This is a genomic window from Chromobacterium sp. IIBBL 290-4, assembly GCF_024207115.1.
In the GTDB taxonomy this organism is placed as follows: Bacteria; Pseudomonadota; Gammaproteobacteria; order Burkholderiales; family Chromobacteriaceae; genus Chromobacterium.
In genome coordinates this window covers 3,810,879-3,835,345 of the sequence record NZ_CP100128.1, presented here as the reverse complement: position 1 = coordinate 3,835,345, position 24,467 = coordinate 3,810,879, and the positions used below count along the sequence as shown (strand labels likewise).

Here is a 24,467-nt window from a genome sequence, read left to right as displayed (position 1 = left end):
AAAAGGCCCCGCCATCGCCTAGCGATATGCGGGGCCCTTGCTCATACCGCCTTGAGTCAGCGATAAACCTGGATCATCTCCACTTCGCGCAGGGACGACAGCGTGGTGCCGCCGGCGTAGCTGACCGACGATTGCAGGTCTTCCTGCAGCTCGCGCAGCAGCTTGCCTATGCTGCCCTTGTATTCGACCAGGATCTTCTTGCCTTCGACGTTGACGTAGGCGCCCTTATTGAACTGCGAGGCGCTGCCGAAGTATTCCTTGTAATGCTTGCCGTTGATTTCCACGATGTCGCCAGCCGACTCGTCGTAACCGGCAAACAAGGATCCCGCCATCACCATGGCCGCGCCGCAAACCAGCGCCTTGGCGATGTCGCCGTGCTCAACGATGCCGCCGTCGGCGATCACCGGCACTTTCACCGCCGCCGCGCAATCCTGCACGGTGGAGATCATCGGGCGATGGAAGCCGGTCTTGTTCTTGGTGATGCAAACGCGGCCGCCGGCGATGCCGGCCTTGATCGCGTCGCAGCCCCAGGCTTCCAGGTCGCGCGCCGCTTCGGCGGTGGCGACGTTGCCGCCGATCAGGAAGGCATTCGGGAAATGTTTCTTGATGTGCCGGATCATCCGCTCAGCCTTGACGCACCAGGCGTTGGCGACGTCCAGCGTGATGTATTCCGGCGCCAGGCCTGCGGCTTGCAACGCATCCAGCTGCTCGATGGTGTCTTCGTTGACGCCGACGCTGATCGAGGCGAACAGGCCCTTGGCTTGCATGTCGCGGGTGAAGGCCACCGCGTCGACATTGAAGCGGTGCATGGTGTAGAACCAGCCCTGGCGAGCGAAGAATTCGCAGGTCTCAGCCGAGACCACCGATTTCATATTGGACGGAAAGACCGGCATCGCAAAGCGGCGCGGGCCGAATTGCACCGAGGTATCGCATTCCTTGCGGCTATCCACCAGCGTGCGTTTCGGTACCAAGTATACGTCGCCGTAGTTCAATTCGGTCTTGATCATGCGTGATGCTCCCAAAGCAAAGTTTGAATGAAAATACAGGGGCCCCAAACAATAACGGGAGCCATGTCGGCTCCCGATTGCGCTGCTCCCTGCGACGCCTTTGCTTGGCTCGCACGCAGATACGTTGCAAATTTACGCCTCGACTTTTTCCACGTCAAGACTTTTGAAATAAAATTTTTTCACTTGTCGCACCAGGCGTGAGGATCGTCCCCCAGCCAGCGCAAGATCGGCTGCCATTCCTCGCGGTCGCGCGCGGCGCGCGAAATCGGCAAATCAAACAAGGACATGCCTTCCGCCGCAGCCTGGCCGTAAAGCTGCGTGTCGCGCAGCCAGCTCAGCACCGGCACCTCCAGCCTGTCCAGAAACTGCTCCAGCTCGCGCGCGAGCTTGGTGCGCGAGTCCACCCGCATGCCCACTACCGCCAACTGCACCTTGCTCTTGCGGATGGCTTTTTCTTCCAGCACTTGCTCAAAGAAGGCCTCAGTCGCCCACATATCGAAAGGCGACGGCTGCACCGGCACGATCACATGATCCACCAGCGACAATAAATTAGACAGTTTCTTGCCGTGCAAACCCGCCGGGCTATCCAACACCACCAGCTCGGTGCCTTTGGGCGGCCGCTTGGGTTCATTGGGCTCCACCTCCCAGCCGGCGATGCCCGGCAGATCGGGATGACGCTGCGACAGCCAGTGCAAGGAGGTCTGCTGGCGGTCGACGTCCCCCAACATCACCTTCTTGCCACTGGCTGCGAAATAGGCGGCTAAATTGGTGGCCAGCGTGGACTTGCCGCTGCCGCCCTTGGGATTGGCTATCAGAACCGACTGCACGACGCACTCCCCTGTCTTGAAATGGACAACAGACACTATACCAGAGCCATAGTCCTTGCCGGCGGCGGGATAAGCGGATAAGGTCGATTCGAAGGGAGAATGTATGAATCGTAGCTTTGACGCACTGCTGTTCGATATGGACGGCCTGATGCTGGACACCGAGCAGCTCTCGTGCGCGGCCACCCGCCTTGCCGGCCAGGAACTGGATGTCGAGATTGAAGACGCCATGCTGCTGGGCATGGTAGGCCTCTCCGAAGCCCGCTGCACCGTTTACATTGCCGAGCATTTCCAAAACGCCGAACTGGCCGAGCGGCTGCAGAAAAGCAGCCGGGCGCACTATCGCAGAATGCTGGAACAGGAATCCATCCCGCTCAAGCCCGGCATCATCGAGCTGCTGGAGTGGGCCAAGCAGCAAAACATCCCGCGCGCGGTAGCCACCTCCACCCGCCGCGCCATTTGCGACATCAAGCTGGCGAACAGCGGGCTGGCGCGTTTTTTCGAGCACACCGTAGCCGGCGACGAGGTGGTCCACGCCAAACCTGCGCCGGACTTGTATTTAGCCGCCGCCGACAAGCTAGGCATTTCCGCAGCGCGCTGCATCGCGCTGGAGGACTCGCCCTATGGCATGCAGGCCGCCCTAGCGGCAGGCGCGAGAGCCATCATGGTGCCAGACCTGATCGCGCCGGAACCCGCCCTGCGCGCCAGCGCGCTGGCGGTTTGCGACGATCTGCGCAGCGCGCTCGCGCTGATCCAGTCCCTCTGACGCAAAACAAAAGACGCGCCGCATAGCCTGCGGGCGCGCCCTTCGCCGTCAAATCCAGCGCGGCCGCTCAACCGTGGCCGCGAATGCGGGCTATCAATTCATCCAGCACATCCTCGGCCTGATCATGCCCCACCTGGCAGGTGCCCGCCGCCTCATGGCCGCCGCCGCCGTATTGCAGCATCAAGGCGCCGACATTGGTGCTCGACGTGCGGTTGACGATGGACTTGCCCACCGCGAATACCGTGTTCTGCTTGTTCACGCCCCACATTTGATGGATGGAGATATTGCAATCGGGAAACAGCGCGTAAATCATGAAGCGGTTGGTCGGATGGATCACCTCCTCATGCAGCAGATTCAAGACCACCAAGTTGCCATGCACCCGCGAACAGCGGCGGATCTGCTCCTTGGCCAGCGCCTCGTGCTCGCGATATAGCGCCACCCGCTCCTGCACGTCCGGCAACTGCAAAATCTCGTCTATCGAATGATTGCGGCAATAGCCTATCAAATCCATCATCAGCTGAAAGTTGCTGACCTTGAACTCGCGGAAGCGCCCCAGCCCGGTGCGGGCGTCCATCAGATAGTTCAACAGCACCCAGCCTTTGGGATTGAGGATTTCCTCGGTGCTGAACTGGGCGGAATCGGCCTTGTCCACCGCCTCCATCATCTCATCGCCGATATTGGCGAAAACCTGCTTGCCGCCGTAATGGTTGTACACCACCCGCGCGGCGGACGGCGCGCGCGGATCGATCACGTAATTGTCGACGTCGGTGGCGTTGCGCAGCGTTTCCGACAGATGGTGATCAAACACCAGATGCGCTTTGGCGACATAAGGCAGGTTGGTGGTGATGTCGTCGCCGGTGATGTCCACCTTGCCGTCCTGCATATCCTTGGGATGGGCGAATTTCACCTCATTGATCAAATTCAGCTCATTGAGCAGCACGGCGCACACCAAGCCGTCAAAATCGCTGCGCGTCACCAATCGATACTGTTTTTGCGACATTTCCCAGCCTCCTGTTCTTCCCGCCCATCACTCCGCTTGCTGAATCTCCACCGCGCCAGCCAGCTTGTCGCGCAGCAGGGCCATCTTGTCGCTCAAGCCTTCGTCCACCGCCTCGACACCCAAGGCGACTTTCTCCGCATACTGCTGCGCGACGACCCGCCACTCCAACTCCTGGCAGAGATGGCGCAAGCGCGCCTCGGCCGAAAAATCCACCGTCAAGCGCATCCCTCGCATCTTGCGCACCGGAATCAGCTCCGCCTGATCCAATGCCGCGTTGATAGCTTGGGTATAGGCCCTAACCAGGCCGCCCGCTCCCAATTTAATGCCGCCAAAATAGCGGACCGCCACCGCCAGCACATTGGAAATCTGCTTATGCTGCAATACGTTATACATCGGTTTGGCGGCGGTGCCAGAAGGTTCTCCATCGTCATCCAGCATGGAATCGCCCGCGCACAGCAGCACCGCGCAATAATGGCGGGCATCCGGCCATTCGCGGCGAATCGCCGCCAGCAGGACTTGCGCCTCCTCCCTGCTGCCTACTGGATAGACCAAACCGATGAAGCGGCTTTTGCGGATTTCGATTTCGGCGCGAGCCGGCGCGGCGAGCTGGAACATTCTGGCTATCCTGCTGTCTGAAACGGGCGGGCATTGTAAACCCGCGCGGGCCCATGCGGGCAGGGCAAAATCAAGCGGAAGGTCTAAACTGGAATCAATAGTCCAGTCCTGCCAGGAGAAACCGCCATGACTGCATTGCTGCTGCTCATCGCCATCGTCGGTTTGGCGGTTTACGTCAAGAAAAGCTGGCTGGACAGCGAGGAGACCATACACCTCTCCCACTTCCTTCCGGATATCGACCACGTATGAGCGCCGCCCGGCCCGCAAGACCATTGTCATCACCAACTTAAAGCGGGACAATGCCTGATAGCCGTTTAGCCGGGGACCTCACACTTGCAAGCCATCACATTCTGGCTGATCTGCGCCCTGGCGGCGCTGATCGCCGAATTCATGTCCGGCACCTTCTACCTGCTGGTCATCTCCGCCGCCTTCGCCTGCGGCGGGCTGGCTGCCTGGCTGGGCGCGCCGGAGCTGGCCCAATGGCTGATCGCCAGCGTAGGCGGCGCCATAGGCCTGATCCTTGTGCGCCAGCGCAAACGCCGCCAGCCGCGCCCGCAAGCCCTGCCTCAGGACGACCCGGACTGGGGCCGTCCTGTCTCCATCATCAGCCTGGCGCCGCCCCGACATGCCCGCATCCATTACCGCGGCGCGGAGTGGGACGCCGAGCTGCTGGATGACCAGCTGCAGGCCGGCGGCAACGGCTACATCGCCGGCCGGGATGGCAACCTATTCAAAATATCGTCGCAACAACCGGAATAAAAAATATGGAAATCGCCCTGATACTGTTTGTCGCAGTCGTTATTTTCATTTTCAAATCGCTGGCGGTGGTGCCGCAGCAGCATGCCTATATCGTGGAGCGGCTGGGCCGCTATCATGCCACCCTGACGCCAGGCCTCAACATCATCACGCCCTTTGTCGACCGCATCGCCTACAAGCACAGCCTGAAGGAAATCCCGCTGGATGTGCCCAGCCAGATCTGCATCACCCGCGACAACACCCAGCTGAAGGTGGACGGCATTCTGTATTTCCAGGTGACCGACGCCAAGCTGGCTTCCTATGGCACCAGCAACTACATCGTCGCCATCACCCAGCTGTCGCAAACCACGCTGCGCTCGGTGATAGGCAAGCTGGAGCTGGACAAAACCTTCGAGGAGCGCGACGACATCAATCGCAGCGTGGTGGCCTCGCTGGACGAAGCCGCCATCAACTGGGGCGTCAAGGTGTTGCGCTATGAAATCAAAGACCTGGTGCCGCCGCAGGACATTCTGCACGCCATGCAGGCCCAGATCACCGCCGAGCGCGAAAAACGCGCCCGCATCGCCCAATCCGAAGGCTTGAAAGTGGAGCAGATCAACCTGGCCACCGGCGCGCGCGAAGCCGCCATCCAGAAGTCCCAGGGCGAGATGCAAGCCACCATCAACAACTCCGAGGGCGGCAAGCAAGCGGCCATCAACCAGGCGGTGGGCGAAGCCGAAGCCATCCGGCTGGTGGCCGACGCCACCGCGGACGCGATCAACCGCATCGCCGGCGCCGTCCGCACCGAGGGCGGCCTGGAGGCGGTCAACCTCAAGGTGGCCGAGCAATACATCGCCGCCTTCGGCAAATTGGCCAAGGAAAACAATACCATCATCATGCCAAGCAATGTCGCCGACGTCGGCGGTCTGGTGGCCAGCGCGCTGAGCGTGGTAAAACAAACTAACCGATAAGCCCGAGGCCAGGGCTGGCGCGGCTTGAATATGCCGGCGTCAGCCCGCATAATCACCCGCATGAAATTTTTTACCGACCTTTTACCCGTTCTGCTGTTCTTCGGCGCCTATTGGCTGACCCGGGACATGTTCGTCGCCACCGGCTTCGCCATCGCCGCCACAGTTCTGATGGTGGCCTGGGCCTGGATCAAGCATCGCAAGGTGGACACCATGCAATGGGTGAGCCTGGGCTTGATCGTGGTGCTGGGCGGCGCGACGCTGTTGCTGCATGACAAACACTTCATCATGTGGAAACCCACCGTGCTGTACTGGGTGATGGGCGGCGGCCTGCTGATCAGCGACTTGCTGGGCAAGAGCGGGCTGCGCCTGATGATGGGCCAGCAAATCAGCATGCCCGATCCGGTGTGGCGCAAGCTGACCTGGGCCTGGACCGGCTTCTTCGCCTTTATGGGCGGGCTCAACCTGTTTGTCGCCTACCACTTCAGCGAAGACGTGTGGGTCAACTTCAAGCTATTCGGCGGCATGGGGCTGATGTTGCTGTTCGTCATCGCCCAGAGCCTGTTCCTGGCCAAGTACATCGAGGAAAAAAAATAATGCTGTATGTGATCCTGGGTCATGACGCGCCCGGCACGCTGGACAAGCGCCTGGCCTCCCGCCCTGCCCACCTCGCCCGGCTGCAAGCCTTGCAGGATCAAGGCCGGCTCAAGCTGGCCGGCCCCTGCCCCGCCATCGACAGCATCGATCCCGGCCCGGCGGGCTTTTCTGGCAGCCTGATCGTGGCCGAGTTTCCCTCGCTGGCCGATGCCCAAGCCTGGGCCGACGCCGATCCATACAAGGACGCCGGCGTTTACGCCAGCGTGGAAGTCAAACCGTTTCGCCAGGTATTCCCCGCATGAGCAGCACGATTGAGATGCTGGAAGCGGCGCTGCAGTCTCTGGCGCCGGACCACATCGACATTCAGGACGACAGCGCCCTGCACGCCGGCCATGCCGGCGCCAAAGGCGGTGGCGGCCATTATACGTTGACCATAGTCAGCGCTCGCTTTGCCGGCTTGGGCCGCATCCAGCGCCACCGGTTGATCTATCAGACGCTGGGCGACCTGATGACCAGCCGCGTGCACGCGCTGGCCATCCGCGCGCTCACTCCGGAAGAACTTTAAGATTCTACAAAGGGCAAACATGAAGCACTCCCGTATCGCCGCGCTGCTGCTGGCAGCTTCCATCAGCCTGCCGGCCGCAGCCGAATCCATCGCGGTCGTCAACGGCACCGCCATCGACAAGAGCGCGCTGGACGCAGCCGTCGCCAACGTAGTGCAAAGCAACGGCGGCAAGGTTCAAGACTCGCCTGAACTGCGCGAGCAACTGAAAGGCTCGCTGATCAACCGCGAAGTCATCCTGCAAGAGGCGGTGCGCCGCGGCCTGGACAAGCAGCCCCTGTTCACCAAGCGCCTGGATGAGCTACGCGCCGAACTGCTGCGCGACGCCCTGTTCGCCGACATCGCCGACAAGTCCGGCATCGGCGACGCGCAAATCAAGGCGCGTTACGACCAACTGGCCGCGCAAGTGGGCAACACCAAGGAAGTGCACGCCTACCAGATCATGCTGGTCAACAAGGACGACGCGCAAAAAGTCATCGCCCAGCTGAAGAAAGGCTCCAAGTTCGAGGACCTGGTCAAGACCCGTTCCATCGATCCGGCATCCAAGCAAAACGGCGGCGACATGAGCTGGGGCAATCTGTCCCAGATGGACCCCAAACTGGCCGAAGCCCTGCAGAAGATCTCCAAGGGCCAGGTCAGCGCCGAGCCCTACCAATCGCCGGCCGGCTGGCATGTATTCAAGATCGCCGACATCCGCGCCGCCCAAGTGCCGCCGCTGGAGCAGATCAAGCCCCAACTGGGCCGTCAGCTGCAGGAAGAAGCCATTGCCAAGGCCGTGGAAGAACTGCGCGCCAAAAGCAAGATCCAATAACCCGTCCTAATCAATCAGGAATAGAACAACATGCGTAAACTCCTGCTGACATCCGCCGTCGTCGCCGCCCTGGCTGGCAGCGCCATCGCCATTGCCGGCCCGACTATCAACGGCCAGCAGATCTCCGACGCCCGCATCGACGCCGTCGCGAAGATGATGGAAGCCCAGGGTCAAAACGTGACCCCGCAAGCCCGCGACCAGATCAAGGACCAACTGGTCACCGCCGAAGTGCTGCGCCAGGAAGCTGTCAAGCAAGGCCTGGACAAGTCGCCCGACTTCGCCGCCGAGCTGGCCAATATGCAAGCCATGGCGCTGGCCAACCGCCTGATCAAGAACTACGAGAAGGCCAATCCGATCAGCGACGAGCAACTGAAGGCCGAATACGACAAGCTGGTGGCTTCGGTGCCGGAAACCAAGCAATTCCACGCCCGCCACATCCTGGTGAAGAGCGAAGCCGAAGCCAAGGCCGTGATCGAAGCGCTGAAGAAGGGCAAAGCTTTTGACAAGCTGGCCAAGGAAAAGTCGCAAGATCCGGGCAGCAAGGCCAATGGCGGCGACCTGGGCTGGCAAGAAGCCGGCACCTTCGTCGCCCCGTTCTCCGAAGCCATGAGCAAGCTGGCCAAGGGCGAAGTGACCGCCAAGCCGGTGAAGACCGAGTTCGGCTGGCACGTGATCAAGCTGGACGACGTGCGCACCCAGCGCAACGTGCCGCCGCTGGATGAAATCCGTCCGCAGCTGACCCAACGCGTAATGGGCTCCCGCGTGGAAAAATACGTGAGCGACCTGAAGGCCAAGGCCCAGATCCAGCAGTAATCCGCCAAAAGCGCCAAGGGACGACATGCTGTCGTCCCTTTTTCTTTGCCATCGCTTGACAGCGCCAGCCGCTGCGCTTACCTTCGCCGGCATCGCTCGGCGCATGCGCCGTCATCCGCAGGCCCGCCTGCCCGATTCACCGGCCGTCCGACGGCCCCACCCAGCCACGCTTTGCGTGCGCCACACAGGAAAACTCATGACCATCATCGTCAACGGCGTTGAAATCAGCGAAGAAATGATCGCGTCCCAACTGGACCACTACGCGGACACCCCGAGCCCGCGCGACACCGCCATCCAGCAACTGATCCTGCACACCCTGCTGGTGCAAAAGGCCCAGGCTGAAGGCATTGAAGCCGCTGACGAACAGCAAGCCATCCAGACGCTGCTGGACCGCGAGCTGCAAATCGAGCCGGTTGACGAAGCCAGCTCCAAGGCCTTCTATGAGCAATACCCGGACCGTTTCAACACCGGCGAAAGCGCCGTGGCCAACCACATCCTGCTGCCCAAGGGCGAAGGCCTGGAAGCCGGCCTGATCAAGGCCAAGGCCGAAGGCATCCTGGCGGAAGTGCAAGCCACGCCGTCCCGCTTCGCCGCGCTGGCGCAAGAGCACTCCACCTGCCCGTCCGGCAAGCAAGGCGGCAGCCTTGGCCAATTCGGCCGCGGCCAGATGGTGCCGGAATTCGAACAAGCGGTATTCAGCACCGCCGCCGGCGACATCACCCCGCACCTGGTGGAAACCCAGTTCGGCTACCACATCATTCAGGTTGAGCAGCGCGAGGAAGGCGGCAAGATCGGCTTCGACGAGATCAAGGAACGCCTGCAGCAATACCTGAGCGACCTGGCGATGAATCAAGCCATGCACGAATACCTGAACGGCCTGGTGTCGTCCGCCCAGATCAGCGGCTACCAAATGACCGCTTGAGCCCCGCGACAGCGAAGCGCCAAAAAATGAAGCAGCGCCGGCATGGCCAGCGCTGCGCTAAAGCGCCCAAGCTGACAAAGGATCAACGAGCCGCCGGCGCCTTGCCGGCGGCTTTTTTCTTGCTGGCCGCATTCGTCACCGGCAGTTGATGCAGGCTGGCCGCCACCGGCTTGCTGAAGTTGTAGCCGTCGCGCCTGTCCCAGTTGATGGACCAGCTCATCACGCCGCGAAAGGTCGGATATGCTTGCGCCGGCTGAATGCTGCCGCAGCCCTTCTGCGCGGTCAGGCAGCTCAAAGTCTTGGCGATGGTGTCCGCGCTGACAAAGCCGGAGTTGGCCGAGCTAGGCCCGGACGGCACGCCCACGGCCACTTGGTCGGGCCTCAAGCCCTTGAAGCTGCCCGAAGCGCCGTTGGCGATGGGGAAGCCCTCGATCAGCATCTTGCTGCCGCCCACCAGCATGTCCACCGAACCTTCGGCCAGCGCCCCGGTAGAGTACGGCGAATACAAGCCGCCATTGTTGTAATACTGGACGTGAATCACCGACAGATCGTCGCGCAAGCCATCGATGATGGGCAGGTAAGCGCCCCAATTGCCGCCGAAAGCGACGAAGCCGCCCTGCACATAAGGATGCTCCGGCGCCATCGACAGATAGAAGCTTGGCCCTACCTTGGCCTTGAGCTGCTGTACCGCCGTGATCAGATTGTTGATGATGGGCGCGCCCACCACGATGCCGCTGCCGCTCTCCAGGTCCAGATCGATGCCGTCGAAGCCATATTGGCTGATGATGCCGTAGAGGCTGTTGACGAAATTCTGCACTTGGGTCGCGTTGTTCAAGGTCACCGAGCCATTCTGTCCGCCCAAAGACAGCACCACCTTCTTGCCCTTAGCCTGCAAATCCTTGATGTCCTGGACAAACTGCGCCGCGCTGCCCGCGGCCGGATCCAGCGTGAAGCTGACATTGCCGTTGCCCGCGTCATCGGCGAACGCCACCACCACCACATCCCAGTCGGCGCTGACCTGCGACAAGGGGAAGGCTGGCCCGCTGGGATTGGCGAAATCATGCCAATACCCGACCAACGCATGCTTGGCGAACGGAACCGTATTGCCCGGCGGCGGGCTGGGCGGCGTGGGCGGATTCGGCGGCGTCGGCGGGGTGGGATCGCCGCCCGAGCAGCTGCCGCCCGCGCTCCACAAGGTAGGAGAGGCGGCTGGGTTCCAGTTGGCGCCGACATAAGCCGTATGCGCCACCAGCGCCGTATAATTGGCGTTGCTGTAGCTCACGACATCGCCGGCCTTGTAAGTCGTGCCCTCCGCCCAAGCCGGGCAAGCCGCCGCCAGCGCCGTGGGGCCGTGCCCCAGCAATAGCCCAGCCGCAATCACGCTAAGTCCCCTCGCCATCATTCGCCGCATTTGCCGTCTCCTTGTCACAATTGGTATTTAATTGGTATTTCAGCGTATGTCACCATCAGCAAGTTTCAAGCATTAAATGTCAAGTAAATTTCAATCAATCAGTCACACTCGATTTAGATGTCAAATAATAAATTTTTGGCACTTATAATTTAATTGTCATTTTTGCAGCGAGATTTTATGATGCTACCTATTAGGACAAACACAGATCCAACTCATGAGACGCCATTCATTCCTATTTCCCGCCGCGCTATGCCTGCTGGCGGCCGCCAATTGCCAGGCCGCCGCGGCAACAAGCTTTGACGCCAAGGCTTGGCAGCATGACTTCCAACTGCTGAAACAAGAGCTGGAGAAACGCTACTCCCACCTGGCCTGGATGGCGTCGCCGCAAAGCGGCGTGGACCTGCCTGCGCTGAACCAGAAAGCGCAAGCCGCGCTGGCCGCGGCCCGCGACGATGGCGAGGCCCGCCGAGCGATTCTGGACTTTCAAAGCGGCTTCCATGACGGCCACTTTTCCTTGCTCAAAGCCGCCCCGCCCGCACCGGCGGCGGCCGCCGCGAGCGAGCCACCCAAACGCGACCCCGCGCTGGACTCGCCGCTGGATGGCTGCGCCGCCCAAGGCTATGTGCAAAGCAGCCGCATCAATTTCTCCCTGCCCTTCGAGACCTTGCCCGGCGTCAGGCTATTGAGCGACGGCTTGAGCCAGTCCATGCGCAGCGCCATCATAGACTTGGGCCCGAAAGGCAAGCTGGGCCTGCTGCGCATCGCCTCCTTCTCTCCGCACGACTATCCCCTGGCTTGCCAGCGCGCCTGGAGCGCGGTGTCGGCGCGCGTGGGACATTTCGACCCGGACCAGCTGTTTGGCGAAACCATGAAGCAGTGGTATGCCGAAACCGCTCAGCGCATGCGCGATCTGAAGGCCGCCGGCGCGCAGGCCCTGATTATCGATGTCGGCGACAATCCCGGCGGCAACGACAGCGGCAACAGCATGGCGCGACTGCTGGGCGCCAAGCCGGGCAAGGCCGCGCCGTTATGGATGACGCGCTCGCAAGCGGCTGAAAATTACCTGAAAGGATGGGAGGAAGACTTGAGCAGCGGCCTGCCGCCGGACACCACGCCGCAAGACAAAACCATTCTGCAGCCCTTCCTGCTGCAGGTTCGCAGCCTGCACACCGATCTCAAACAACATCCGCGCACCGGAATGGATTGGGCTTGGCGCGAACAGCGCGCTTTCAAGCCGGAAGCGCCCTACAGCGGACTGATGCAGACTGGCTACGCCTCCGGCTTGCTGGCGGAATTGGAAGCCGGCCGATACTCTCAGGCGGTGGCGGAAAATCTGTTCTGGCCCGCCCTCGCCTTTCAAAGCCAGGCCGCCTGGCCTGGTCCCGCCTATGTGCTGACCGATGGCAAATCCTATTCCTCGGCGGAAATGTTCGCCGCCACGATACAAGACAATCGCCTGGCTAAAATCATCGGCGCCAAGACCGGAGGCGACGGCTGCGGCTTCATGGGCACCAACCTGCCCTTGACGCTGCCCCACTCAGGCTTGCGCTTCCGCATCCCGAATTGCGTGCGGCTAAGAAAGGACGGCAGCGATGAGGTTGCGGGCATCCAGCCCGACATCGCCCTGCCCGACATGCCTGGCGCCAGTCCGCGCGCCAAGGCGCAGAAAGTGCTGGACATGATAGAAAGAGACCTCGCGCAGCCTGGCGGACAAACGTCATAAACGCTCGAACTTGCGCGAACATTTGCTAAGCTGAAGTCATTATCCGCCCCCAAGGAGCGTGACATGGCTCTCACCCCCGCGCAGATCCGTCTGGTGCAGGAAAGCTTCGCCAAAGTCGAACCGATCGCCGACCAGGCCGCCCAGCTGTTTTACGACAAGCTGTTTGAGTACGCTCCGGACCTGCAGACCCTGTTCCAAAACGACATGGCCCGGCAACGGCAGATGCTGATGTCCACGCTCAAACTGGCCATCGCCGGCCTCAACGATCTGGATCTGATCGCGCCGGTGCTGGCCAAGCTGGCCATCAAGCATGTCGATTACGGCGTGCAGCCCGGCGACTACACGCCGGTCGGCAATGCCCTGCTGTGGACACTGAAGCAAGGGCTGGGGGCGGAGAACTGGACGCCGGAGCTGCGCACCGCCTGGGTCGACACCTTCAGGCTGGTGGCGACGACGATGAAGCAAGCCGCCTACCCCGAGTTCCAAAGCCCGCAGCACGCCGAGGAAGAGTAGTCGCGACAACGCCCCTGCGGCATAAGCCGACAGGGGCGTTTTCATGGCTGGATTGATTCCCGCCTATCTCAGCGGCAGCTTTCCGGCGTGCAGAACAAGGCGTCGTCGCCCGCCTCGGCCAGCTTGGGCAGGCGCTCCGCCAGGGCGGCGGCCAGTTGCTCCGGCTTGCCGAACCAGCCGGACAACTCCAGCCGCTCAAGCTTGCCGTCCTGTTCCAACACCGCCGACGGGAAGCCGCGCAGGCCCAGCCTGGACATCAGCTGGCGGGTTTCGCCTATATGGCTTTCCGCCTCTTCGCGCGCCGCTTGCCAAGCTTCGGCAAAGCGCGCCGGCTCCACGCCCAGCTCAACCGCCAGTTGGCTCAACACCGCGAATTCGGCGATGCGCTTGCCTTCCTGGTAGTGGGCGCGCTGGATGCGGGCGAGCATGGCCAGAGGTTCCAAACCCAGCTTGCCCGCCGCCAGCACCGCGGCGATGGCCGGGTTGGACGCCAACGGCGCGCCGATGTCCTTCAGCAGGCCATTGAAGTAGGCGTCGCCGAAAGGCTGGCCGCTCATCTGGGCGATGCGCGCGTCGTGCGGCATCACATAGCCCCGCCAATCCGGCGTGATGGTGCGGCCCTCGGACTCGTCTATCATGCCGCCGGCGTGCATTTCCACGCTGACGCCAGGCACCGCCGCCGCAGCCTTCAGCAGCGGGGAGGCGCCGTAGCACCAGCCGCACAGCGGGTCGTAAAAGTAATGCAGTTTCATCGCGCTCTCGCTTACCACTTCATTTCGCCCTTGCGCACCTTGGCGCCCAGTTCCAGCGTGGACACTTCGGCGGCTTGCGGATAAGCCTGCTTCATCGCCTCGATCAGCGCGCCGCTGTTGGCGGTGGCGGCGTTCTTGGCTTCGAAGGTCTTCAGGTAGTCGCGGGTGTAACGGATGGCGGATACGTCCATCTTGTCGCCGGCAATCATATGGCCTGGCACCACCGTTTCCGGCTTCAGCGCTTCCATGTCGTCAAGCTGCTTGTACCAACCCTTGCGCTCGGCGTCGTTCTGGGTGTCGGCCGTCCAGACGTGCATGCCGGAATAGACGCCTACATTGCCGACGATGGCGCGGATGGACGGAATCCACACATAGCCGCGATGCGCCATCACGCCCTTGGTGTCGCGCAGCTCCAGCGCCTTGCCTTCCAGCATGATCTTGTCAGCCTTGATTTCGGTCGGCAGCAACGGATTGGCCTGCGGCGCGTTGGCGCCCATCTTCGGGCCCCAGAACGCCACCTTGCCCTTCACATTGCCCTTGATGTGGGCCAGCACTTCCGGCGCGGCCAGCAGTTCGGCCTTGGGGAAGATCTGCTTCAGCACTGAAGCGCCGAAGTAGTAGTCCGGGTCCGCCTGACTGACATAGATGGTCTTCAGGTTCTTGCCGCTATCCAGCACGCGGGCGGCGATGCGGTAAGCGTCGGCGCGGGTGAAGCCGGTATCGATCAGCACGGCGTCCTTATCGCCGGTCACCAATACCGAGGAGACGTTGAAGCTGTTGCCGTCGGCGTTGTAGACGGACAGCTTGAGGTCGCCTGCGTGAGCGAAACCAGCGGCGGCGAGAGCGGCGGCGATCAGGGTTTGACGAATCATGGTGAAACTCCTTAAGTCTTTAAGCCGGCGCCCGCCGGCGGGTTGCACTGCGTTTCAGTGAAGATGCGCACACTATAAGCTCAACAATCGAACTAATAAATCGATTAAACTGCACATTATTGTTTCTTATTTCAAACATATAAATGGACAGACTCACCGCCATGCAAGTCTTCGCCGAGGTGGCGCAACTCGGCAGCTTCACCGCCGCCGGCGACAAGCTGGACATGTCGCGCCCCATGGTGACCCGCTACGTCGAGGAGCTGGAGCAATGGCTGGGCGTGCGCTTGCTGCAACGCTCCACCCGCAAGGTCACGCTCACCGACGCCGGCCTGGCCTGCCTGGCGCGCTGCCAGCAAATGCTGGAGCTGGCCGCGGAAGTCCGCGCCGACGCCAGCCAGCGCGACGGCCAGGTGCGCGGCCTGCTGCGCGTGGCCGCCAGCACCTCGCTCGGACTGGCGGTGCTGGGCGAAGCGGTCGCCGCGTTTTGCGAGCGCCATCCTCAACTCAGAGTAGACCTGCAATTAGGAGATAGAACGGTCAACCTGATTGAAGAAAGAATAGACCTCGCCATCCGCATCACCAATGAGCCCGATCCCGGCCTGGTGGGCAGGCGGCTGTGCGACTGCCGCTCGCTGCTGGTGGCCTCCCCCGCCTACCTCGCCGCCCATGGCGTGCCGGCACAGCCGCAAGCGCTGGAAAGCCACCGCTGCCTCAGTTACAGCAACTTCGGCCGCAGCGAATGGCGGCTGACGCGCGGCGCGGAAGAGGCGCGCGTGCGGGTAGCCGGCAATATCAGCGCCAACGAGGCCAGCGCGCTGCTGGCCGCCACGCTGGCAGGCGCCGGCATCAGCATGATGCCCAGCTATCTCGCCGCCAAACCGGTCCGGGCCGGGGAGCTGATCGCGCTGCTACCGGACTGGCAGCCGCCGCTCTTGGGCATACACGCGCTCTACCCCTCGCGGCGCTTGCTGCCGCTATCCTTGCGCAGCCTGCTGGATTTCCTGGTGGAGCGTTTCGGCGGCCAGACCGCGCCGTGGGACGCCGCGTAAGAGCGGGCCTAGCCGCGCGGGCTGACATCGGTAATGAGTACGGCACGGGGCCCTGGAAGGACGGCCCTCATGCCGGCTGATGGTTTAAATATCTCATTAAAATGCAAGCAAACCCCGCCCGACAGCCCGCAAGAGCATTGCCGGCCCGCCGCGAATCGCCTAAGCTCAGCTACATAAACCATGGCGCGGACAATCCGCGCCGGCAACAACCGAACTAGAAAGTGGACTTACGCCGATGTGCCAGCTGCTGGGCATGAATTGCAATACCCCGACCGACATTCTGTTTTCTTTTGAAGGCTTCCATCGCCGCGGCGGCCTGACCGACCATCACGCCGACGGCTGGGGCATCGCTTTTTTCGAGAATAAAGGTTGCCGCGTCTTCCTTGACGACAAGCCTTCGGTGGAATCGCCGGTGGCCGACCTGGTGCGGCGCTACCCGATCAAGTCGGAAAACGTCATCGCCCACATCCGCAAAGCCACGCAGGGCGAAGTCAACCTGGCCAATACCCACCCGTTCATGCGCGAAATGTGGGGCCAGTACTGGATCTTCGCCCACAACGGCAATCTGGAAAGTTTCGCGCCCGAGGACGGCCAGTTCTTCCATCCGGTCGGCAGCACCGACTCCGAGCGCGCCTTCTGCTACCTCATGGAAAAACTGCGCGCCAAATGGGCGCAAGCGCCGGAGCTGGCGGCCTTGTTCGAGGAGGTGGCGCGCCTGGCGGCCGAGATCAGCGGCAGCGGCGTGTTCAACTTCATGCTGAGCAATGGCGAGGTGCTGTTCGTCCATTGCTCCACCCATTTGCACTACATCATTCGCCGCGCCCCGTTCAACACCGCCCATCTGGTCGACGACGATGTCAGCGTGGACTTCGCCACCGTCACCACGCCGCGCGATCAAGTGGCGATGGTCGCCACCCAGCCGCTGACCGACAACGAGCATTGGACGGCGCTATCCCCCGGCGAGCTGATACTGTTCCGCGACGGCGCGCCGCTGATGATACGCAAGCCGGACTGACGCCCCACGCCGATTGGCGGTATGCTGAAGTCCGGCCTATTCCGACGGACCCGCCATGAGCCGTTTCGACTTCAGCCAACCGCCTTTCGACAGCCTAAGCCCCGCCGAGCGCGACGCGCTGGAGGCCAAGGCCGACATCGTCTACTTTCCCGATGAAGCCCAAGTGCTGGGCCCCGGCCAAGGCCCCGACGCGCTATTCGTCATCATCAAGGGCGTAGTGGCGGAACTGGCGGGCGACGAAGTGGCCGCCCGCTACCACCCCGGCGACAGCTTCGACGCCCGCGCCCTGGCCGCGGAGCAAACGCTTAACCGCTTCGTCGTCGAGGAAGAGGCCCTGCTGCTGTCGCTGCCGCGCGAGGCCGTGCTCCGCCTGACCGCCAGCAATCCGCGCTTCGGCGCGTTTTTTTTCGCCGACGTTTCGCAAAAACTGGGCATGCTGGCGCAGCGCGCCGGCAACCGCGAGCTGCAAACGCTGCTTACCGCCACCGTGCGCGACGCCGGCTGCCGCCAGCCGGTTTTCGTCGATGCCGACGCCAGCATCCGCGACACCGCGGCGGCGATGAAACAGAATCGCAGCAAGTCGGTGCTGGTGCGCGCCGGCGACAAGCTCGGCATCTTCACCACCACCGACTTCCGCGACATCATCATCGATGGCGTTGACAGCGGCGAGCCGGTGGGAAGGCACTGCAGCTACACCCTGCTCAGCATCGACATCGACGACTTCCTGTTCAACGCCCTGCTGCTGATGACCCAGCGCAATCTGCGGCGGCTGGTGGTGACCGAACAGGGCCAGCCCAAAGGCATGCTGGCCCAGGTGGACGTGCTGTCCTACTTTTCCAACCACTCCCACCTGATCGCCCAGCGACTGGAACGCGCGGAAACGCTGGATGAGCTGGCCGACATCGCCGGCCAGATCGACCGGCTGGTCCGCATTCTCACCGGCCACGGCGTCCGCCCGCCGCAACTGGGCAAGCTGGTGGCCGCGCTCAACGTCCGCCTGTTCGCCCGCGCCTGGGGCATGATCGCGCCGCCCGATCTGCTGGAAAACAGCTGCCTCCTGGTGCTGGGCTCGGAAGGCCGCGGCGAGCAGATACTGAAAACCGATCAGGACAACGCGCTGCTGCTGCGCGACGGCTATCGCCACGCCAAGCTGGAGCAAAGCTGCCTGGAGTTCTCCGCGGCGCTGGCCCGCTTCGGCTACCCGCCCTGCCCCGGCGGCGTGATGATCAGCAATCCCCCCTGGCGGCTCAGCCAGTCCGAAATGCGCGACCGCATCCACGACTGGCTCGCCCGCCCCAGCGGCGAGGGCATGATGCAGCTGGCAATCTTCGTCGACGCCGAGGCGGTATGCGGCGATGCTTCGCTGCTGCGGCAAAGCCAGGACTATCTGCGCAGCCGGCTGCAGGACGACGCCAGCTTCTTCTCTCGCTTCGCCCGCGCCATCGAGCAATTCGACACGCCGCTAGGCCCGTTCTCGCGGCTGAAAACGCGCGAGCACGAAGGCCGAGAGGCCTTGGACCTGAAGAAAGGCGGCATTTTTCCGCTGACGCACGGCCTGCGCGCGCTGGCGCTGGAGCATGATATCGAAGACACCAACAGCGCCGCCCGCGCCCAAAGCCTGGCGGCCAAGGGATATCTGGAAGCGGCGCTGGCCGCGGATATCCAGGACGCGCTGTCCTGCCTGTCCCAACTGCGCCTGGACCATGGTTTGCGCAGACTGGACGCCGGCTTGCCGGCCGACAACCTGCTGGAGCCGGAAACGCTGGGCACCCTGGAGCGCGACTTATTGAAAGAGGCGCTGGCGGTGGTGAAACGTTTCAAGGCGCAACTGCGCCATCATTATCGCTTGGGCAGCTTCTGATGCTGCTCCGCCTCTATCGGCATTACTTGCGCACCCGGCTGCGCGATCCGGCATGGATGCATTTGTTCGATGAGCATCCGGACGAAGTGGTCAGCCTGGACTGCGAAACCACCAGCCTGGACATCGCCAAGGCGGAGGTTTTATCCATCGCCGCGGTGCGGCTGCGGGGCAACCGCATCCTGCAAAGCGAGGCGCTCAACTTGCTGGTCCGTCCTGACAGCGCGCCGGAGGCGTCCAATATCGCCATCCACGGGCTGCGACGGCGCGATGTGGATCAGGGGCTGCCTCCGCGAGACGCCGTCACCCGGCTGCTGGACTTCATCGGCGGCCGCCCCTTGCTTGGCTACTACCTGGAATACGATGTGGCGGTGCTGAACAAGCTGGTCAAACCGCTGATCGGCATCGGCCTGCCGCAACGGCAAATCGAAATCTCCAGCCGCTATTACGACTACAAGTTCAAACAACATCCCGGCGCGCACATCGACCTGCGGCTGGGCGAGCTCTACCGCGACCTGGCCATCCCGGCCCCGCCGCGGCATGACGCCTTGAACGACGCTCTGGGCGTGGCCATGCTCTACCAGGCGCTGCGACAGCGCGGTTTCGGCTAAGGGCCGCTATCCCCTGCTTTTTCGTCGCGCCGCCTGGCCATGCGGCTTGCGCCATCTACGTCGACACGCCCTGGCTCAAGACCTCTGTTGAGGTTGGTTCACCGGCCTAAGTGCATGCCATCATATTTGTAAACATTTGCCCTTTCCCACCATCTCAAACTGGCACGCCGCTTGCTCTTACCCATCCAGCCAAGCCCTTGTTCCGTAAAGAAAAGCCCAATAAAGGCCCATTCAAGCGGGAAAAGCGGCAGGCACCGATGGCAAGGCGGCAATGCTTGCCGGCAACAAGCTTGGAAATTGCCGGTTTGCCGCCAGGACACGAGCTGATCCGTGAAAGCTCTGCCCCGCAAACTGTTCTCAAGGAGAGGCAACATGTCTGTCAGCAACACTGATACCAGCAGCAACTATTGGCAGCAAATGCAGGCCATGCGCCAGCAGCGCCGCCAAGATTTCGGCACCATGACCAATGACATTCAGCAAGGCAATCTGAGCGGCGCCCAACAGGCGCTGGCCAGCCTGCAACAGCTGAACGGCAGCAATGGCAACTCATCGTTCAGCTCCCAGCTGAACAATGCCATCAGCGCGACTTCGGCGACCTCCGCGACTGCCGCGACCTCAGGCACAACGGCCGCCAGCAGCACCGACCCGTACGCCGCGGCCAACAACAGCACGGTTTCGGGCACCAGCGCCACCAACGGCGGCAGCTCGGTGTCATCGCTGTTCAACGCGCTGGGCCAAGACCTGCAATCCGGCAATCTCAGCCAGGCGCAGCAAGCCTATCAACAGCTGCAGCAAACCATGCAGGCGGACGGCACCCAGCAAGGCCAGCAAGCCGGCGGCGGACACCACCACCATCACCATGGCGGCGGCGGAAACGAACAGAACGGCGGCGGCCTGCAAAGCCTGCTGAACGCAGCCAACGGCAATCAAACCTCGACCGGCGCCACCGGCTCGACCAGCACCGTCAACAATACCCAGCAGCTGCAGGCCGCGCTGAGCCTGTATCAGGCCAACACCGGCACCAACGATATCTCCAGCCTGTTGATGTCGATGTCGGTCTAAGCCCGCCCCTCGCTGCCAGGAGGGAAAAACAGCGCAGCATCACCCTCGCTCCAGGCCCGGTCAGTCCGGGCCGTTTTTTTTTGCATGCCTCAATGAAACGGCGCCAACAGGCGGCGCATTTCCTGTCGCCCCGCATACGAGTCGCAAGCTAGCCGCAAACGCAGCATGGCGGCCGCATCGCGCGACAAAGGGCTGGCCCGGGAGACATAAATGGCCAGCGATTGCTCGGTCAGACGAGACTCGGCCAAACCGCGCACCTCCCCACCCTGCCCATCCAGAATATTGCCGCAGCCAGGGCGCACGCATATGGTCGCGTCCAGACGCCCCGCCTCCAGCATGCGGATTCCCTGGCTCATATCGCTGATCAGCACTTTTTTATGCGGCACCGCGCGGTCGAAATCATCCAGGGTCCGGCTGCCTCGCAACTCGCCCACCGCCATGCCGGAAAAGCTGCTGGCGGCATCGCGTTTGGCGCCGGACGCAGCTCGGTAAAGCAAGGACACCTTGACCGATCCGATAGAACAGATGGCGATGCCGTACTTTTCCCGTTCCGGCGTGGGAATGCCCAGATTGATGGCGTTCTCACCGGTCCGCATGCCGTCTATCACCCGCAGATAGGGCCAGGACTCGGCGGTGACGGCAAACCCGGCCTGATCCGCCAGAAAACGGACGAAATCCGGTCCCACCCCTCTATCGGTGTCGATGATGCCCCAGGGTTCCACCGCCAAGGTGAAAGAGCGGTAATGGGCGGGCTCCCCTCGCGCGGCAGCCGCGGCCAGCGCGAACACCCAGGCAAACAGGCTTATGCGGCGCATCATCCTGCCTCATACATGAAAGCGAGACACCGCGGCGCGCATTTCGCCGGACAAGGCGCTCAGTTGTTGGGAGGCGTCGGCGGTTTGGTCCGCCGCCAGGCTGCTCTCCTCCGAGATCTGGGCGATCCGCTCCAGCTGTTGCGCGATGGAAGTGCTGGCATCGGCCTGTTCGCCTATCGCCGAGGCGATTTCGCCCACCAGCGCCACCGCCTCCCCAGCCCGTTCGCTGATCTGCATGATGGTCTTGCCCGCCTCCTCCGCCGACTGCTCGCACCCTTGGGCATTGCTCACCACCCCCTCCATGCAGCTGCCCGCGTTGAGGGCCTCTTGCTGCATGGCCTGTATCATGCCGCTGATTTCCAGCGTCGCCTGCGCGGTGCGCTCCGCCAGCTGCCGCACTTCGTCGGCCACCACGGCGAAGCCCCTGCCCATCTCTCCGGCACGCGCCGCCTCGATGGAGGCGTTCAAGGCCAATAGATTGGTCTGATCCGCCACGCCCTTGATCACCTCGGTCACCGTTCCAATCGCCGTCACCTGGCCGCGCAGCTTGTCCACGGTGGACGCGGCATCGCGCACCGTCTCCACCGAAGCGCGGATCTGGCCGACCATCTGCAGAATCACCTTCTCGCCCGCCTCGGCCAGTTTGCCGGAGTCGCGGCTCAAGCTGCTCGCCTCGCGCGCCCGGTCGCGGACATGCGCGATGCTGACGGTCATCTGCTCCACCGACGCGGCCATGCTGGCGCAAGCCTGCGACGAGACCCCTGCGCTGTCGGCCAGGCCGCCCGCCGTGCCGCGCAAACCCGAGGCCGCATCCGCCACGCCGCCGACCAGCCGGCTCACCTCGGCGAAGCTCTGCTGCAAAGTGGCGAGCAAGGCATCCATCGCCAGCATGGTTTCCGCGATTTCATCGCGTCCGGCCGGCAACATCCGCCGGGTAAAGTCCAGCTCGCGCGCCACACCCTCCACCGCGTCGCGCGCCTCGCGCAAAGGAAGGCTGATGGAGCGCTGCAGAATGAAGCCCGCGATCAGCAATACCGCCATGCCCAGGCCTATCACCAGCAGCATGGACTGCCAGGCGCTGGCATAGCCGCTTTCCGCCTGCTCCCTTTCCCGGCTCGCGTCATCGCGGCTGGCCTTCACCATGGCATCCACCAGTTCGCCCATGGCGCCGGCGGCGCCGTTGATCTTAGGGTTGTAAACCGGGGGAGGATGCTCTGGATCCGCCTTGGCGGCGGCGATCAAAGGCTGCACGGCTTCGACGTACTCCGCCAGCCGGGCCTGGAATTGATCGTCTTTGCGTTGCAGTTCGTCCGACAAGGGCAATTTGTGATACGCGTCCAGCAACTGGCTTAAATTCTCCCTATGCTTGTTCAGCAAATCTTCAGCCTTCTGCTTGACCGCAAGGTCCCGGCTAGCCAATAAGCGCACGGTTTCCAGCCGCATGCTGGTCAGTTCGCCGCTCAGGCTGCGCGAAATGTCCACCTCGGCCAGCGACACATCGTCTAGTTTGCGCAACTGTTGCTGGATCGCCTGCATCCTCGCCAAGCCGATGCCGCCCAGCAGCAGGAAAACCGATACCGACAAGACAATCAAGACGGCGATCCGCCATCCCACGCTTAACCTGGACACCATTGCCAACCTCCTGCCCGCGCCGCGCAGTGATACTTATTCGTACATTCTAGATCACGAAGCAAAATCGACTGCGCCGCGCGGAAGCGGTATCATCCAGGCACGCCATTCGCATAACCCCGCCAAACGCCATGACCCGCCACTTGCCTCGCGCGCTGCAGCACATCCTGTTTAATCTCCGCGGCGGCTTCCTGGTGCGCCCCTTGATCATCGCGCTGATCCTGGGCTTTGCCGGCGGCTGGCTGTCATGGCTGGAGGAGCTGCATCCCCGCATCAGCGCCTGGCTGCCGGCAGCGCTCTTTCCCTCTCGCGGCGACCCTCAAGTGGCGCAGGTGATCTTGTCCGCCATCGCCACCTCCATCATGACCGTGGTATCCATCGTGTTCGCCATCCTGCTGATGTCGCTGACGCTGGCATCCATGCAATTCTCGCCGCGCATCATCGTCAGCTTCTCCCGCGACAAGGTCACGCAAAGAACGCTGGGCATCTTCCTGGGCACGTTCTCTTATTGCATTGCGGCGCTGCCGGCGGCGCGCGCTCATCCCTACGCGTTCACGCCGGTGCTGTCGGTGTTCGGCGCCATGATGCTGGCCGTCGCCTGCGTGGTGGGGCTGCTGTTTTTCATCCATCACATTTCGCGCGCCATCAGCGTCAATTACATCGTCGATCGCATCGCCGCGGAAACGGAGCAGGTCATTCATGAGCAGATGCCGGAGCGCTTCGAGCCTTCGCTCTGGCCCAGCGGATCGGCGCAGGGCGCCGCGCCTCCAGACGCGCCCATCGCCAACCAGGCTTCCGGCTACATCCGCTTCATCGACACCGGCAAGCTGGTCAAATTGGCCAAGGCCCATCAACTGAAGCTGCGCGTGGCGCGTCGCGTCGGCCAGTTCATTCCGGCAGGCGTGCCCTTGCTGCTGGCCTCGCGCCAGGAAAGAATCAGCCCCGCGCTGGCCAAAGCCCTGCTGGCCGCCTGCGATATCGGCCCCAGCCGCACGCTGCAGCAAGACGTGGAATTCGGCGTGCTGCAGATTGTGGATATCGCCCTGAAAGCCATCTCGCCCGCGGTGAACGACCCCACCACCGGCATTTGCTGCGTCGATCAGCTCAGCCGCATCCTGTGTCTTTACGCCCAACGCAGCGCGCCGCAGCGGCTGTTCTTCGACCCGCCCGGCGTCGTGCGCGTCGCCGTTCCGGCGATGGACTTCGAGGCCTTGCTGGAGTCGGCGTTCGAACAGATACGCCATTACGCGCAAAGCGATATGGCCGTCAGCCTGCGTCTGCTCGCCGCCCTCAACGATATCGCCTTTGTCTCAGTGGGAAACGAGCGCCGCGCCGCCTTGCTGGCGCTTGGAGAACGCACGGTCGAAGGCTGCCAGGGCAGGCTGGACGATGGCGCCGCGCTGCGTTTGCAAGCTCGGCTGGATGCGTTGCGTCAAACTGTCGGCACAAACCCTGTCGAAAACCAGTAAAAAAGCAAGTAAAAACCCTGTAAAAAATGGCAAACGCATGGCAGCTGCGGTAAAATGTTTTCGCCTAC

The 24,467-nt window shown here is 62.6% G+C and carries 27 protein-coding genes; 18 read left to right on the top strand and 9 right to left on the bottom strand.

Features of this window, described 5'->3' with window-relative positions; all coding sequences use genetic code 11:
• Nucleotides 1-56: 56 nt before the first annotated feature.
• Both NKT35_RS18005 and NKT35_RS18000 read right to left on the bottom strand, forming a co-directional pair.
• Nucleotides 57-1,007 (bottom strand): GMP reductase, encoded by a 951-nt coding sequence (locus NKT35_RS18005; protein ID WP_254295579.1) that lies wholly within the window; start codon nt 1,005-1,007, stop codon nt 57-59.
• A gap of 179 nt (nt 1,008-1,186) precedes the next feature.
• The gene (locus tag NKT35_RS18000) at nt 1,187-1,834 is read right to left on the bottom strand and encodes a nucleotide-binding protein (RefSeq protein ID WP_254295577.1); all 648 of its coding nucleotides are present in this window, start codon (nt 1,832-1,834) and stop codon (nt 1,187-1,189) included.
• 103 nt (nt 1,835-1,937) lie between these two features.
• Between NKT35_RS18000 and NKT35_RS17995 the strand changes: the two genes are divergently transcribed.
• A complete protein-coding gene (locus NKT35_RS17995) occupies nt 1,938-2,597 on the top strand; it encodes an HAD family hydrolase (RefSeq protein ID WP_254295576.1) in 660 nt (219 codons plus the stop codon).
• A gap of 67 nt (nt 2,598-2,664) precedes the next feature.
• On the opposite strand, the gene NKT35_RS17990 is transcribed toward NKT35_RS17995, so the two are convergent.
• Together NKT35_RS17990 and NKT35_RS17985 are read right to left on the bottom strand one after the other, a co-directional pair.
• Nucleotides 2,665-3,597, bottom strand: coding sequence for an exopolyphosphatase (locus NKT35_RS17990; RefSeq protein ID WP_254295574.1), 933 nt, complete (start codon nt 3,595-3,597; stop codon nt 2,665-2,667).
• Between the two features lie 27 nt (nt 3,598-3,624).
• Nucleotides 3,625-4,212 carry an IMPACT family protein gene (locus tag NKT35_RS17985; RefSeq protein ID WP_254295572.1) on the bottom strand — a complete coding sequence of 196 codons (588 nt, stop codon included), beginning with the start codon at nt 4,210-4,212 and terminating at the stop codon, nt 3,625-3,627.
• A gap of 126 nt (nt 4,213-4,338) precedes the next feature.
• Here NKT35_RS17985 and NKT35_RS24060 point away from each other — a divergent pair, with 126 nt between their 5' ends.
• The 9 genes from NKT35_RS24060 to NKT35_RS17945 all read left to right on the top strand — a co-directional run bounded on the left by NKT35_RS24060 (nt 4,339) and on the right by NKT35_RS17945 (nt 9,620).
• Nucleotides 4,339-4,461, top strand: a complete 123-nt coding sequence (locus tag NKT35_RS24060; protein ID WP_256493411.1) for a hypothetical protein — start codon at nt 4,339-4,341, stop codon at nt 4,459-4,461.
• A gap of 84 nt (nt 4,462-4,545) precedes the next feature.
• The gene (locus NKT35_RS17980) at nt 4,546-4,971 is read left to right on the top strand and encodes an NfeD family protein (RefSeq protein ID WP_254295570.1); all 426 of its coding nucleotides are present in this window, start codon (nt 4,546-4,548) and stop codon (nt 4,969-4,971) included.
• A gap of 5 nt (nt 4,972-4,976) precedes the next feature.
• The gene (locus NKT35_RS17975; protein ID WP_254295568.1) at nt 4,977-5,918 is read left to right on the top strand and encodes an SPFH domain-containing protein; all 942 of its coding nucleotides are present in this window, start codon (nt 4,977-4,979) and stop codon (nt 5,916-5,918) included.
• A 60-nt stretch (nt 5,919-5,978) separates the two neighbouring features.
• Nucleotides 5,979-6,512: a septation protein A gene (locus NKT35_RS17970; RefSeq protein WP_254295566.1), complete on the top strand. Its 534-nt coding sequence runs from the start codon at nt 5,979-5,981 to the stop codon at nt 6,510-6,512.
• Nucleotides 6,512-6,814 (top strand): YciI family protein, encoded by a 303-nt coding sequence (locus NKT35_RS17965; RefSeq protein WP_254295564.1) that lies wholly within the window; start codon nt 6,512-6,514, stop codon nt 6,812-6,814. The genes NKT35_RS17970 and NKT35_RS17965 overlap by 1 nt, the downstream gene beginning before the upstream one ends.
• A complete protein-coding gene (locus NKT35_RS17960; protein WP_254295562.1) occupies nt 6,811-7,077 on the top strand; it encodes a BolA family protein in 267 nt (88 codons plus the stop codon). The genes NKT35_RS17965 and NKT35_RS17960 overlap by 4 nt, the downstream gene beginning before the upstream one ends.
• Nucleotides 7,078-7,096: 19 nt before the next feature.
• Entirely contained in the window at nt 7,097-7,885 is a 789-nt protein-coding gene (locus NKT35_RS17955; RefSeq protein WP_254295560.1) for a peptidylprolyl isomerase, read from the top strand.
• 30 nt (nt 7,886-7,915) lie between these two features.
• Nucleotides 7,916-8,698, top strand: a complete 783-nt coding sequence (locus tag NKT35_RS17950; protein WP_254295558.1) for a peptidylprolyl isomerase — start codon at nt 7,916-7,918, stop codon at nt 8,696-8,698.
• Between the two features lie 196 nt (nt 8,699-8,894).
• Nucleotides 8,895-9,620, top strand: a complete 726-nt coding sequence (locus NKT35_RS17945; protein WP_254295556.1) for a peptidylprolyl isomerase — start codon at nt 8,895-8,897, stop codon at nt 9,618-9,620.
• An 82-nt stretch (nt 9,621-9,702) separates the two neighbouring features.
• On the opposite strand, the gene NKT35_RS17940 is transcribed toward NKT35_RS17945, so the two are convergent.
• Nucleotides 9,703-11,031, bottom strand: coding sequence for a chitinase (locus tag NKT35_RS17940; RefSeq protein WP_254295554.1), 1,329 nt, complete (start codon nt 11,029-11,031; stop codon nt 9,703-9,705).
• Nucleotides 11,032-11,245: 214 nt separating this feature from the next.
• Between NKT35_RS17940 and NKT35_RS17935 the strand changes: the two genes are divergently transcribed.
• Entirely contained in the window at nt 11,246-12,754 is a 1,509-nt protein-coding gene (locus tag NKT35_RS17935; protein WP_254295552.1) for a S41 family peptidase, read from the top strand.
• 63 nt (nt 12,755-12,817) lie between these two features.
• Nucleotides 12,818-13,267: a globin family protein gene (locus NKT35_RS17930; protein WP_254295549.1), complete on the top strand. Its 450-nt coding sequence runs from the start codon at nt 12,818-12,820 to the stop codon at nt 13,265-13,267.
• Nucleotides 13,268-13,335: 68 nt separating this feature from the next.
• Here NKT35_RS17930 and NKT35_RS17925 read toward each other — a convergent pair whose 3' ends face one another.
• Nucleotides 13,336-14,019 (bottom strand): DsbA family protein, encoded by a 684-nt coding sequence (locus NKT35_RS17925; protein WP_254295547.1) that lies wholly within the window; start codon nt 14,017-14,019, stop codon nt 13,336-13,338.
• 11 nt (nt 14,020-14,030) lie between these two features.
• Complete coding sequence (locus NKT35_RS17920; RefSeq protein ID WP_254295545.1) at nt 14,031-14,891, bottom strand: MBL fold metallo-hydrolase; 861 nt, start codon at nt 14,889-14,891, stop codon at nt 14,031-14,033.
• Nucleotides 14,892-15,034: 143 nt separating this feature from the next.
• On the opposite strand from NKT35_RS17920, the gene NKT35_RS17915 reads away from it, so the two are divergent.
• The 5 genes from NKT35_RS17915 (at nt 15,035) to NKT35_RS17895 (ending at nt 20,486) form a co-directional block, all read left to right on the top strand.
• Nucleotides 15,035-15,940, top strand: a complete 906-nt coding sequence (locus tag NKT35_RS17915) for a LysR family transcriptional regulator (RefSeq protein ID WP_254295543.1) — start codon at nt 15,035-15,037, stop codon at nt 15,938-15,940.
• A gap of 235 nt (nt 15,941-16,175) precedes the next feature.
• Complete coding sequence (locus NKT35_RS17910; RefSeq protein ID WP_254295541.1) at nt 16,176-16,955, top strand: class II glutamine amidotransferase; 780 nt, start codon at nt 16,176-16,178, stop codon at nt 16,953-16,955.
• A gap of 55 nt (nt 16,956-17,010) precedes the next feature.
• Nucleotides 17,011-18,816, top strand: a complete 1,806-nt coding sequence (locus NKT35_RS17905) for a putative nucleotidyltransferase substrate binding domain-containing protein (RefSeq protein ID WP_254295539.1) — start codon at nt 17,011-17,013, stop codon at nt 18,814-18,816.
• Nucleotides 18,816-19,424, top strand: a complete 609-nt coding sequence (locus tag NKT35_RS17900) for a 3'-5' exonuclease (protein WP_254295537.1) — start codon at nt 18,816-18,818, stop codon at nt 19,422-19,424. Before NKT35_RS17905 ends, NKT35_RS17900 begins: the two co-directional genes overlap by 1 nt.
• A gap of 372 nt (nt 19,425-19,796) precedes the next feature.
• Nucleotides 19,797-20,486 (top strand): hypothetical protein, encoded by a 690-nt coding sequence (locus NKT35_RS17895; protein WP_254295535.1) that lies wholly within the window; start codon nt 19,797-19,799, stop codon nt 20,484-20,486.
• A gap of 89 nt (nt 20,487-20,575) precedes the next feature.
• On the opposite strand, the gene NKT35_RS17890 is transcribed toward NKT35_RS17895, so the two are convergent.
• Both NKT35_RS17890 and NKT35_RS17885 read right to left on the bottom strand, forming a co-directional pair.
• Entirely contained in the window at nt 20,576-21,304 is a 729-nt protein-coding gene (locus tag NKT35_RS17890) for a substrate-binding periplasmic protein (RefSeq protein ID WP_254295533.1), read from the bottom strand.
• A 6-nt stretch (nt 21,305-21,310) separates the two neighbouring features.
• Complete coding sequence (locus tag NKT35_RS17885; protein WP_254295531.1) at nt 21,311-22,933, bottom strand: methyl-accepting chemotaxis protein; 1,623 nt, start codon at nt 22,931-22,933, stop codon at nt 21,311-21,313.
• Nucleotides 22,934-23,061: 128 nt separating this feature from the next.
• On the opposite strand from NKT35_RS17885, the gene NKT35_RS17880 reads away from it, so the two are divergent.
• Entirely contained in the window at nt 23,062-24,399 is a 1,338-nt protein-coding gene (locus NKT35_RS17880) for a DUF2254 domain-containing protein (RefSeq protein ID WP_254295529.1), read from the top strand.
• The last annotated feature ends 68 nt before the right edge of the window (nt 24,400-24,467 follow it).